Annotated in this window: 11 protein-coding genes; 8 read left to right on the top strand and 3 right to left on the bottom strand. The window is 68.0% G+C overall.

Annotated features, from left to right (window positions below):
* Positions 1-2: 2 nt before the first annotated feature.
* Genes OG594_RS24090 through OG594_RS47410 form a run of 3 tightly spaced genes read right to left on the bottom strand, consistent with a single transcriptional unit; the run spans position 3 to position 1,028 of the window.
* Positions 3-380 carry a toxin Doc gene (locus tag OG594_RS24090; RefSeq protein WP_266602272.1) on the bottom strand — a complete coding sequence of 126 codons (378 nt, stop codon included), beginning with the start codon at positions 378-380 and terminating at the stop codon, positions 3-5.
* Between the two features lie 4 nt (positions 381-384).
* Positions 385-636 (bottom strand): antitoxin MazE7, encoded by a 252-nt coding sequence (locus tag OG594_RS24085; RefSeq protein ID WP_266602270.1) that lies wholly within the window; start codon positions 634-636, stop codon positions 385-387.
* Positions 618-1,028 carry a TOPRIM nucleotidyl transferase/hydrolase domain-containing protein gene (locus tag OG594_RS47410; RefSeq protein ID WP_353962633.1) on the bottom strand — a complete coding sequence of 137 codons (411 nt, stop codon included), beginning with the start codon at positions 1,026-1,028 and terminating at the stop codon, positions 618-620. Before OG594_RS47410 ends, OG594_RS24085 begins: the two co-directional genes overlap by 19 nt.
* Between OG594_RS47410 and OG594_RS24080 the strand changes: the two genes are divergently transcribed.
* The 8 genes from OG594_RS24080 (at position 927) to OG594_RS24045 (ending at position 11,549) form a co-directional block, all read left to right on the top strand.
* Entirely contained in the window at positions 927-1,214 is a 288-nt protein-coding gene (locus OG594_RS24080) for a hypothetical protein (RefSeq protein WP_266602268.1), read from the top strand. The two genes, OG594_RS47410 and OG594_RS24080, sit on opposite strands and share 102 nt — an antisense overlap.
* Complete coding sequence (locus tag OG594_RS47150; RefSeq protein WP_323185312.1) at positions 1,162-2,208, top strand: excalibur calcium-binding domain-containing protein; 1,047 nt, start codon at positions 1,162-1,164, stop codon at positions 2,206-2,208. Before OG594_RS24080 ends, OG594_RS47150 begins: the two co-directional genes overlap by 53 nt.
* 577 nt (positions 2,209-2,785) lie before the next feature.
* Positions 2,786-3,430, top strand: coding sequence for a transcriptional regulator (locus OG594_RS24070; protein ID WP_266602266.1), 645 nt, complete (start codon positions 2,786-2,788; stop codon positions 3,428-3,430).
* A gap of 6 nt (positions 3,431-3,436) precedes the next feature.
* On the top strand, positions 3,437-4,570 hold the full coding sequence (locus OG594_RS24065; protein ID WP_266602264.1) for a pyridoxal phosphate-dependent aminotransferase: 1,134 nt from the start codon (positions 3,437-3,439) through the stop codon (positions 4,568-4,570).
* A complete protein-coding gene (locus tag OG594_RS24060; RefSeq protein ID WP_266602262.1) occupies positions 4,567-5,508 on the top strand; it encodes an ornithine cyclodeaminase family protein in 942 nt (313 codons plus the stop codon). Before OG594_RS24065 ends, OG594_RS24060 begins: the two co-directional genes overlap by 4 nt.
* A gap of 67 nt (positions 5,509-5,575) precedes the next feature.
* Complete coding sequence (locus OG594_RS24055) at positions 5,576-6,040, top strand: ATP-binding protein (protein WP_266602260.1); 465 nt, start codon at positions 5,576-5,578, stop codon at positions 6,038-6,040.
* 931 nt (positions 6,041-6,971) lie between these two features.
* On the top strand, positions 6,972-9,710 hold the full coding sequence (locus OG594_RS24050; protein WP_266602258.1) for a SpoIIE family protein phosphatase: 2,739 nt from the start codon (positions 6,972-6,974) through the stop codon (positions 9,708-9,710).
* A 705-nt stretch (positions 9,711-10,415) separates the two neighbouring features.
* Complete coding sequence (locus tag OG594_RS24045) at positions 10,416-11,549, top strand: substrate-binding domain-containing protein (protein WP_266603154.1); 1,134 nt, start codon at positions 10,416-10,418, stop codon at positions 11,547-11,549.
* Positions 11,550-12,227: the final 678 nt, after the last annotated feature.

Below are 12,227 nucleotides of genomic sequence, written 5' to 3'. Positions count from 1 at the left end.
GCTCAGCCGACCTGGAGGGATCGGATTCGGTCCGCGATGCCGTACGAGTCGAGTCGCAGGGATCGGATGTCGGTGATGAGGTCGCGCCACGGTTCGTACTCGGCATTGACGCGCTTCCCTGAGGCTTCCAGGTAGGCGAGAGCGACGCCGTAGCCGTACGCCTCGTTGCGTGCAGGGAGGGGGCGCAGGAGCACGCACTCCTCCAGGAACGCCGCGGCGCGCCAGAACGCGTCAGGGTCTGCCTGGTCCAGGCGGGGGGTGTTGACCCGGTGCCGGGCGGCCATGCCGACCAGCACGGAGAGGTCGTTGACGGTGAGGTCGGAGCGGAGGATGTCCTCCTGGCGGTCCAGGAGCCATCGGTAGTCGACGAGCAGTTCCACCGGTTCAGGCCGCCCGCGGAGTGTCGTGGGCGGCGGCCGGCGGCAGCCCGCCGAAGTCGGCGTCGAAGCGGTCCAGGACCCCGGGCGCGCTGATGGCTCGCCGGAACGCGGCCGTGGCGGTGTCGAGCAGCTGCTCGTGTTCCTTCTCCGCGGCGACGCGCGCGAGGTAGTCCTTCATGGTCACGCCCGCGGCGTCGGCCAGTGCCTTGAGTCGGTCTCGGGTGGTGTCGTCGATCTTCACACTGGTGTCTGCCATGCTTCCGAGTATGCCAACAGGTATACCCAGCTGGCTACCGATTCGCGCACAAGCTCGCTGACCTGCCCTTTTAGGCATGCGGGCGGGTCATACGGCCGGGTCACTCCTCTTGACCTGCGGTCGCCGCGGTGCGGGCCTGCTCGACGGCGGCATGGCCGGGCCGCCGTACAGCGGCTCGCGCCTCGCTTGAGGCCGGCTTCCTGCCGACCGAGCTTGTCGAGGGCGCGTCCACTTGGGGGTGTCGAGGCTCTTCGGACCGAGGACGCCCGGTAGGGCTTGAAGTCAGTGCCGTGGACGCTGGCCACCACGGTGCCGTAGGCGTCGAGGTCGAAGCCGGCGGCTTCGGCCAGGGCGGGCAGGATGTACAGCTCGACCAGTCCTTCGACCAGCACAACAGCGGAGGCAAAGATGACCTCGGCACGGCTGAAGTCGAGGTAGCGCTCCAGAGCCGCGGCTTCCTCGCTGCTGACGGGGAGGTCGGCCGTCGTGGCTCCGGTCGTGCCGTTCTCCGTTGCCCGCAGGACGATGAAGGAGCGAACCGGGGCGACAGCAGCGATGTGGCGGGCTGTGGGTGGTGAGCATGAGCGACGGTCCGGTGCGCAGCAGGTATTCACTGCAGGCCGAGCGCCCCGACACAGGCCGGCGGTCCGGCCGGCGGGTGCGGTGTTCCTCAGCAATTGCTGGGTGGTGTCCGGTGACCAGTGGGCGGTGGAGGCGTTGATCTGGTGCGTCCCTGCGAGCCGATGCTGCGCGGCGTGGGGGCGTGCCGGCCGGTGGGGGGCTGATCGTGGCCCTGCCCGGTGGTCGGTGGGCTCTCACCTTCCCGTGACTCGCCCTTCCTTCGTGCTTTCAGTCTGGAGACATGTGTACCCACCCTCTGACACCGGCCTGTCTTCACCCGTTCCGGGCCGCCGCTGGCATCCCGCGTTGGCGGTTCCTGCCGTGGTCGTCGCGACGCTGTTCATTCCCCCACTCGGCGCCGCGCTGGCGTTCATGGCGCGTTGGGACAAGGCCGGCAAGGCGGTGACGGTCGTATTGGCGTCGGTCTGGTTCGGAGTGCTGCTGGTGGCCGGCGCCAATCCGAAGCCCGCCAGCGTTGACGCCAAGCCGCAACCTCAGTCGCAGCCGGTGGTCGTGGTCACGGTTACCGCCCCCGCTCCGGCGGCTTCCGCACCGGTCGCCGCGTCGGCTGCTCCGACGACGCCTCCCCCGGGGTCATTCCCGGTGTCGCCGCAGGCGGCGGATGCACTGGCGCCGCCGGCTCCTGCTGCACCTCAGAGGACGACCGGTACTGCCCGGCGGCCTCAGGGTGAGGCCGCGGCGGAGCCGGGGCGCCAGGCGGTGGCCGATGACGGCAAGGTCAGGACCTCCGGCAGCGCTCCTGCCGTCGGCGGATCCTCATCCCGCACCAGTACTGGCGGAAGCCGAAGCTCGGGCTCTGGGGGTGGGAGTTCGGTGTCGTACCGGAACTGCACTGCGGTCAGGCAGGCGGGGGCGGCTCCGATCCGGCGTGGCGATCCTGGCTTCGGGCCGCATCTTGACCGTGATGGTGACGGTGTCGCCTGCGAGTGATCCCGCCGCGCGGTAGCCGGTCAGCCGCCCGGCGGGCCGACAGTTGTGGCGCTGGTGGCGTATGCCCGCCCGGCGTGGCCATGGCAGCCCGGTTTCCATTCTGGATGATCGTCTCGGCGGGTGAAGGCGTGCGGCCACCCGCGGAAGGGAGCCGCTTCCCAGACGTGAGAGTCGGACGCTGTCCGGATCGGGCAACCGGGCGCTGCGTTTACCACGGTTCCGGCGGCTGGTGTGGAACAACAAGGCAATTGCATGGGGCGGCCGGATCGCACCAGCAGGTAAGAGCACCCGAGTCCGCGGTGCGTCGTCGCCCCGGCCCGCGTAGGCCGAGCATCGAACGCCAGGCAGGCACCAGCACCGCGGCGCGCTGTCAGGCCCCTACCGAGGCCAGGCCGGCGCAGGCCGTCAGGGGTCAGGACCACGGGAAACCCGCCACGGAACTCTGGTGCATCTTCAGGGGCGGGCCGTGCACCCGCCGTGCCAACGAGGTCCGCTTCGACCGGCCCCCACTTTCGGCCCCGGAAACGATCCCAGCAAGATATGGACACTATGTCCAGACTGGACGTACAGTTCAGCCATGAGTGGAACAGAAGCCGGCCGCGACCCTCGTCTTCGGATGTGGGGACCTGTGTGCCAGGCCGTCGCACTACTGCTCGGCCCGTATGCCGAGGTGGTCCTACATGATCCGGAAACCGACCAGGTGCTTCAGATCTGGAACCCGATGACCACCCGCCGGGCGGGAGATCCTTCGCTGCTCGGCGAGCTGGACGCACTCGCCCAATCGGCTCAGGACGTGTACGGGCCGTACCCGAAAATGCTCGTGGACGGCCGGCGCCTGTCTTCGGTCAGCGCGATTCTCCGGGATGCGCAGGACCGGCCGTCGGCGGTCCTGTGCATCAACCTCGACCGCACCCCGCTGGAGCAGGCCGCGGCGGTCCTGTCCGCCTTCGGCGCGCCAATCGTGCAGCGCCCCGAGCCTTTGTTCGAGGAGGACTGGTCCGAGCGCATCCAGCATGTGATCGGCTCCTACGTCCGAGAGACGGGCCGCCCCGTCGAACGCATGACCCGCCAAGACCGCCTAGCCGTCCTCGGCCGCCTCGACGAGGCCCGGGTGTTCGCGGTGCGCCGCGCAACCCCCGTCGTCGCCGGGGCGCTGCGGGTGTCCCGGTCCACCGTCTACGGCCTGCTGGCCGAGCTCAGAACACCCGGCACAAAGGACTGATGCACCATGACCCGTCTGCCCGATTTCCGCCTGGAGACGTACTTCTCGCGGTGGGAGTTCACCGCCCGCCATCACCTGACCGCCTCCGACGTGCAGACCATGACGCTCGGCGAGCTCCTCGCGCTGGCTGACGACGAGGACCGGGACGCCTTCGAGAACCTGCCCCTGGGTTACACCGAGACGTTCGGCGACCCGGCACTTCGCGACGTGATCGCGCAGATGTACGAGCGCGCCGGCGCCGACGACGTCATCTGTTTCGCCGGTGCCGAGGAAGCTCTCTACCTGGCGATGAACGTCCTGCTCGGCGCGGGCGACCATGCGGTGGTGGTGACCCCGAACTACCAGGCCGCCGAGACCGTGCCGATGGCGCTGTGTGAGGTCACCGGGGTGGCCCTCGATCCGGACCGGGACTGGGCCCTGGATCTCGACGAGGTGGCAGCGGCGATACGGCCGAACACCCGGGTCGTCTCGGTGAACTTCCCCAACAATCCGACCGGCAAGGTCATCGACGCGGCCGACTTCGCCGCACTCGCCCGGCTGTGCGACGAGCGGGACATCCACCTGTTCAGCGACGAGGTCTACCGAGGTCTCGAGCGCGACCCGGCCCGTATCCTGCCGCAGGCCACCGACCTCTCCGAACGCGCCTTGTCCCTGAACGTGACTTCCAAGTCGCTGGGGCTGCCCGGGCTTCGGATCGGCTGGATCACCTGTCGCGACCGCGAGCTGCGCTCCCGTCTGGAGCGCGCCAAGCACTACACGACCATCTGCAACTCCGCGCCCAGCGAGGTCCTGGCCCGTATCGCGCTGAAGGCCCGCGCCACGCTCCTGGATCGCAACCGGGCCCGGATCGCGGCCAACCTGCCTGCGTTCGAGGCGTTCTTCGCCGAGTTCGCGGACGACTTCGAGTGGCGGGCCCCGGACGGCGGATGCGTCGCCTATCCCCGCTATCTCGGCGCCGAGGGGGTGGAGGAGTTCTGCACCCGTCTGGTGGAGGAAGCCGGTGTCCTGCTGCTGCCCGCGAGCATCTACCACTCCGAACTCACCGCCACCCCCGCCGACCGGTTCCGTATCGGAATCGGCCGGCGCAACCCGGAAGAAGGCCTGGCCGCCTTCGCCTCGTGGATGCGGGCCCGCCGATGACTCTCCCCGTTTTCGGCCTGACCGACATCGAGCGGACGGTCACCTCGCGGCAGGTCCTGGACACCGTCCAGGACGGACTGATCGCCCACGCCGAAGGCCGTACCAGCGTGCCGCCCCCGCTCCACATGGCCTTCCCCGAAGCCGACGGCGACTGCCACGTGAAAGCCGGCTGGATCACCGGCGCCGCCCACTTCACCGTCAAGATCGCCACCGGCTTCTACAGCAACTCCGCCCTCGGTATCCCCTCCAATCACGGCCTGGTCTGTGTCGTCAGCGCCCGCACCGGACAGATCCGCGCAGTCCTCGACGACCGCGGTCTGCTGACAGCCTGGCGCACCGCGGCAGCGGGCGCGCTGATCACCCACGCCATGTCCCGCCCCGACGCGACGACCCTGGCCGTCTTCGGCACTGGCGAACAAGCCCGTCTCCAGGCCACCTGGCTGGCCGAACTCCGCACCATCAGCACCGTGCTCGTTCACGGCCGCACCCTCCACAGAACCAACGCCCTGTGCGAACAGCTCCGCATACACGGACTGAACGCCCGGCCCGCAGTTGCTCAGGACGCCGCCGCCGCTGACATGATCATCACGACGACTGCGGCCACCACCCCAGTTCTGGACGCCACCCACGTACGCGAAGGTGCACACGTGACGGGCATCGGCACGGACATGCCCCACAAGAACGAGCTCCCACCCGCGCTCTTCCACCGCGCACAGGTCATCGCCACGGACGACCACGCCCAGTGCATCGACCACGGCGACTTCGGCCACGCCGTCCGCGCCGGAGCCACCGCCCAGGACAGCGACACCGCGGCGGGCGAACTACTCAAAACACCCCTCGACCGCCCCGCAACAGCCATCACGATCGCCGACATCACCGGGGTAGGCGCACTCGACGCAGCCCTCGCCTCAACCGTGCTCGACCAACTCCTGCAGTAACCGCCCAGAGCCGGACCAGCCAGGATTCACCCACACCTCTCCCACAGCCGACCGGCAGGCCCCTGCCATGGACACCACCCCCCACACCGAAGCAGCCTCCTCCCCCACTGCGCCCCTACAGCCCGTCACCCACACACGGGCCAACACGCCCGGCATCTGGTGGCTGCCGCACTGCCCCGAGTCAGCCGGCACCGCACGCCGCATCGCCAGCGCAGTCCTCCACGCATGGAACGTGGACGACGACACCATCGACCACGCACTCCTCGTCGTCTCCGAACTCGTCACCAACGCCCTCGAACACGCCCTGCCACCCGTCGCCCTCCACCTGCACCAGGCCGAAGACGACAACACCCTGCGCATCGAAGTCAACGACGGCGGCCCCGCCCACAACAAGGGCACCTGGACCACCAGCTGCACACCAGAAGAACACGGCCGCGGCATGGCCATCATCACCCTGCTCGCAACCGCCCACGGCACCCGCACCCTCGCCCACACCGTCACCTACTGGGCAATCCTCCCGGCAGCCAAGTGAGAACTGAACGCAGTGCGGCCGCCGCTTACCGCCGATGAACAGGAACCATGTGCTGATTCCCATACGCCGGCAGGAGCAATTCGCCCATCCCTGACTGTGACCGACCCCCGCCACCGCCTGTACCAATCACGCTGCTCCTCCTGACGAACGGGATATCGGACGCCTACGGCTCTACGAGCGCCAGCGGCTCGACACCGGACTGTGGATGTACCGGCGGCGGCAGCGCGCGTAAGGCGGGCGCCCGCTATAGCGCGGTCTCGGCTCTCGGATCTCGTCACCAAAGGCGTGCTCCACGGCCTTCCCCACCAGGCTGAGGGCTGACTGGCTAGAAACCGGGCAGGCAGTGCACACCGAGGAACGTCATCTCTGCCGAGAAGGCACTCGGAGCCACGATCGGCGAGGGTGATGCGGTCTTGCTGTATTCCGGCCCTACCCGTCGACGCCGCGAACTGAGCACCTGGAATCCGGACACTGCGAGCGCGGGCCTCCATGTGAGCTCCCTGCCGTTGCTGGCCGAACACCACATCCCCCTGCTTGGCGAAGCACGGCTACCAGCGGGCTGTCGACGATGCAGACGAGAAGCCCACGCCATCAGTCACCTGCTGTGCAGGGGCCTGCGGCCAGTCCGTGCAGCGGGTCAACCAGCACCGCAGCGGTACTGTCCCGAGCTACCTCAGATAATCAGTGCTCTCTCAGACGGCCTGCCGCGAATGAACCGGCGGCAACGGCCACCTCACGAGGAACAACAGACCTGGCCTCCCATGAGGCTCTTCCTGGGCAGCGATCTTGGCCGACGCGATTCAGCTGGAGCTTCATCTCTATTTCAGCTCGCTTGCCACATCATTTCCACCTATGAGCAGTGGTTCTAGTATGGGGAGAGGTGCTTCCAAAGGATCATCGAGGTAGTGTCGTGGCGCGTTCGGTGAGGGAAATGATCGAGCGGGGCCTGGACGGGGACAATTGCGGCCCCACGGGTGCCCGTGAGCGATTCCTCATGGGGGAGCGTGTCGAGGACGGCGTGCGTAGTCCCATCCTGGGCTCGTGGGAGCGCTGTCATCTGATGGGGGTTTCGCCGGACAGCTCCGATCCCCCGTTCTGGGAAGATCTGGACTTGGCGATCCCTCTCGTCGATGCAGCCGAGCCAGTGCTCGACGGGCTGGAAGCGGTATTCTCGGGGAGCCACATGAATGTGGGACTCGCCGACCGGCGCGGGGCGGTGTTGTTGCGCCGTTTTGGTGACGCGTCACTCATACGTCATCTCCCTGCCTCCCACAGCAGGCCCGGTTTTGTTTTTGCCGAGCAGTTTGCCGGGACCAACGGCATCGCTCTTGCGCTCGCGGAGAGGCGGTTCTGTCAGGTTTACGGTGCTGAGCACTTCTCCGAGCGTTCCCAGGCGAACGCTTGTTGGGGGATGCCCATCCGCGATCCGCTCAATGGCCACATCGAGGGTGTTTTGGCTTTTGGCTGTCCCCGTCTCGAGGCGGATCTGGCGATGGGGACGGTGATATGCGACGCCGCTCGTGCTATCGAGGGTCGGCTGCTGGCGCGCAGCACGGAACGGGAGCGGTCTCTTCTGCGGGCTTACCTCGATGCCCGGCGCAGGGTGGGCGTCGACGGGCCGTTCTGGGGCAGGTACGTGATCGGAGAGGATGGTCTGGCCCGGAGCGGGCTGGACTGGCGTGACCAGGTGGTCTTGCAGGCGAAGGCCGCCGAACTGATCTCTTCGGCCCAGCGGGCCGCCGCGGTGGTGCCCCTGTCCCACGGCCGACAGGCAACCCTTCTGAGCCGTCCGTTGACGAGCCCTTCGGGGGTGGTGGGTTCTGTCGTCGAGGTCGTCCTGCCGATTGATGTGCCACGGCGTGGTAGCCCTCGCCTGCCCCGCTTCGGTGATTCTCTTCTCCCGCTGGCTGAGCACGCGCCTGCGACACTTCCCGTTATGCGGCCCCGGACTCCTGTGCTGGTGCCAGGCCAGGCGGACCGCCTGGTGCTGCTGGGTGAGCCGATTGTGGGGCGGCTGGCCGTCGCGGCGCGACGCCGTCTGGAGTTGCTGGCGGAGGCGAGCACCCGCATCGGCACTACGCTGGATGTGGAGCGCACCGCGTGGGAGCTGGCCGAGGTGGCGGTACCTCGTCTGGCGGACTTCGTCACCATTGACCTCCCCGAGGCAGTACTGCATGGGGAGGAACCCGTAGATCCTCGCACCGACCTGCACCGCACAGTGGTCCACGGCATCCGTGAGGACTGCAATTTCTACCCGGTCGGCGAGCGGGTGGACCTTCGGCCGAGCACACCTCATCTGCGATGTCTAGACAGCATGCAGGCGGTGCTGGAGCCCGATCTGAAGGCTGCCGCCGGTTGGCGCGCTCAGGACTTCGAGCGCACAGACATGCTGCTCGCCCAGAACATGCATTCCCTCATCAGCGCCCCCCTACTGGCCCGCGGCGTGGTCCTGGGCATCGCCACCTTCTACCGCTCAGGGGACTCCTCTCCCTTCGGTGACGACGACCTCTCCATGGCGCAGGAACTCACCGCCCGTGCGGCGCTGTGTCTCGACAACGCCCGCCGCTACACCCGCGAACACACCACAGTCCTGGCGCTTCAGCGCAGTCTGCTTCCTCACTCCTTGCCCGAGCACAGCTCTGTCGAGCTCGCTCACCGCTATCTGCCCGCTGAATCCAGCGTGGGGGGCGACTGGTTCGACGTCATCCCGCTCACCGGCACTCGTGTCGCCCTGCTGGTCGGTGATGTCGTCGGTCATGGGCTGCACGCCGCCGCCACCATGGGACAGCTGCGTACCGCTGCCCGCAATTTCGCCGAGCTCGATCTTCCCCCCGACGAGGTCCTCACTCACCTCGACAACCTTGTGGGACGCCTTGACGGGACGGACTGTGACCGCGAGCCCCTTATCGGTGCGACCTGCCTGTACGCCATATACGACCCCACCACACAGCTGTGCACCATGGCACGTGCCGGCCACCCTCCACCGGCGGTGGTGGGCCCCGACGGCAATGTGAGTTTCCCGAACCTTCCCGCAGGTCAACCCCTTGGCTTGGGCGGTCTCCCCTTCGAAACAGTGGAGATTCATCTGCCTGAAGGCAGCAGCCTGGTCCTCTACACCGACGGGCTCCTTGAGGACCGTCATCGTGACATCGACGAGGCCCTCGACCTACTGCGAAGTGCGCTGGCCCACCCCGGCCGCGCGCCGGAGGGCACCTGCACAGCCGTCATGGACGCCGTGGCACCCAAGCACCCCGGCGACGACATAGCCCTGCTGGTCGCCCGGACACACGCCCTTTCCCCCGACCGGGTCGCCAGCTGGGACGTGCCGGCCGACCCGTCCTGCGTCTCCGACGTCCGTGCCGCCGCCATGCGCCAGCTAGCCGACTGGAACCTGGAGGAAACCGCGTTCGCCACCGAACTACTGCTCAGCGAGCTGGTCACCAACGCCATCCGCTACGGCCGGGAACCCATCCGAGTACGCCTCATCTTCGACAGGTCCCTGATCTGCGAGGTCTACGACGGCAGCAGCACCGCGCCACGCCTGCGGCAGGCGGCCTCCACCGACGAAGGTGGCCGCGGTCTCTTCCTCGTCGCGCAGCTCACACAAGCTTGGGGCACCCGCTATACCGCTGAGGGAAAGGTCATCTGGGCCGAGTTCACCTCCGAGTAGCCCATCGGCACACACGCCACGGAGGGGCGGGCCGGTGGGCCGGCCAGTCCACACCGCCTGGCCTACCTGCCGCACTGAACGGCATGCTCGGGTGGGTCAAGGCTTCACTGCTGGAGCGAGACATGAACAATCCGTTGCGTGATAGATACGACTGGCAACTCATCGGGATCGCGGGAAGGCTCGGCCCATGCCTCGTATCTGCTCCCCCGTCGCTGGCGTGCGCCGAACCGCGCCGAATACAACGAGCTGCGGCCAGCCATCGCCGGATCAGGGCCCATCGCCGCCATGCTAAACAGGCCGGCCCCCATCGACCCGCCAAGCGCCCAGGAGCCAGGATGCATCCCCACTTCGCCGGTAGCTGCGGTCGCAGGTACGGCCTCGCCGCGTTCGGTGGATCTGGCCTGGTCGCCGGGGCCTATCGTGCAACAGTGGCTGCACGACAGCACCGCCAGCAGTGATTGCGCCGGCCCACCGCTCTGCAGCCGCGAGCGCGTCTGACCCGCCCGACCTGCTTCCACGTCGAAGGCCGTGTCCATCACGACCCTCGGCCGCGCCTGCGTCGGCACAGCCTCCCGCCACCACCCGGTCCTCGCATGACGGACAATCCGCCGCCACCCTGATTTGCCGGCGGCGTCGAGAGCCGCCGCCTTGATCCCCACCCCGGAACGGATCTCGTGCGCTGCCCCCGCAACAAGGACATCGCCCATGCACACCGTCTGTAAGAGACCCCTCACGGCGGCCGCGGCCCTCCTCACTCTCGCCACCGTCACGACCGGCTGCGATCAAGGCTCCAACGCCACAGGACCGTCGAAGGCCGGCTGCCCAGCCACCCTCGCACGGGCCAACGGCAACGTCGAACAGGCCATGAACACCCCCAGTTCCTGGAACGGCCCTACAACCGGTCCCAAAGCCGCCTCACACAGAACCATCGCCTTCGTCGCACAGGCCATGACCAACCCCGGGGTGTCGGGCGTTGCACGGGGCGTGAAAGAAGCTGCGAAGGTCATCGGCTGGGACGTCAGGGTCATCGACGGTCAGGGCACGCCAGCCGGGATCCAAGCCGCATTCAGCCAAGCAATCAACCTCAAGCCCGCCGGCATCGTCATCAGCGGCTTCGACCCCGCAGTGACCTCTCGGCAAATGGCGCAGGCCCATGCCCGGCACATCCCGCTCATCGGGTGGCACGCAGTTCCTGCTCCAGGACCGAGCGAGCATCCCAGGCTCTTCACCAACATCACGACCAAGGTCGAGGACGTCGCGACCATCAGCGCTGACTGGATCATCGCGCACTCCGACGGCAAGGCCGGAGCCGTCATCTTCACCGACGCCTCGGTGCCCTTCGCCAGGAACAAATCCGAACTGATCCGGAGAGAACTCGCCACCTGCTCCGGCGTGAGTCTCCTTTCCTACGAGAACATCCCCATCACGGACTCGGCCAGCCGCGTCCCCCAGGCGGTCTCCTCCCTCCTGGCTCGCTTCCGGAACAACTGGACCTACTCCGTCGCCATCAACGACCTCTACTTCGCAGACGCCGCCCCCGCTCTCCAAGCGGGGGGAAGGCAAGGCGACGGCCCGCCCTTCAACATCGGCGCAGGCGACGGCGACCCCTCCGCCTTCCAGCGCATCAACCGCCAGCACTACCAAGCAGCCACCGTGCCAGAGCCGCTCTCCCAACAGGGCTGGCAGATCATCGACGAATTCAACCGTGCCTTTACCGACAAGCCCGCCAGCGGATACGTCGCACCCGTCCACCTCTCCACCGCCCTGAACAGCAAAGACGCCACATCCTGGGATCCGGCGGGCTACCGGGAGGCGTACCGAAGGATCTGGGGCAGGTGACATCATCCCGCTCCCAGCCCACAGCGGCACACGGCCCGCCGTACTGACCTTGGACGCCCCGCCAGCGAGCTGGCCCCACACCTCCAGTACGGGTAGGAGGAGAAGGACAAGGACGCGTCACCTTCAGTGCCCGTACTGGGTCAAGGAGCCAAAGGGAGGCCCCGGCTGGCGGTCCCTGCTGAACGACGAGCGCCCGCAGTCAATCCCGACGCCCCCGTCCCGCTCCCGGCCGACGTGCTCGAGGTGCTGTGGTTGTTCAGCGAGCACATCGCTCTCACGACCGAGGACGCAGCCCTGCGACGTACGGCGGCGCGTTACCGCTGACCGTCTGCGCACGGCCCTGGACCAGGCCGCCTGACCGGACAGCCCCATGGGCGACTACGCAGCCTGAGCTTGCCCCCGCCGGCGGAGGCTTGCCCAGGCACCCCCTGGGCTTGTCCAACGCCTGACCTCTCACTCGGACCGGCGTGACCGATCGTCGGTCACCCAGCTGGGCTTCATGTCGTTCACGACTCCAGCATGACCTGGGTGCCGCTGCTGGCGGAAGCGTCGTGTCCCGCCGGTACCGGCAGTCGTTGTCCCCGGCGACGCGTGCCTGACCGTCCCCCACAAAGGCGCGTTGGAGGGGCCCTGTCCCACGCCCGGCCAGGGCCTCACCCCCTCGTTCACACGGCGCCG

The organism is Streptomyces sp. NBC_01214, assembly GCF_026340975.1.
Classification (GTDB): Bacteria; Actinomycetota; Actinomycetes; order Streptomycetales; family Streptomycetaceae; genus Streptomyces.
The sequence above is the reverse complement of the archived record's forward strand: the minus strand, read 5'-3'. Positions and strand labels throughout refer to the sequence as shown.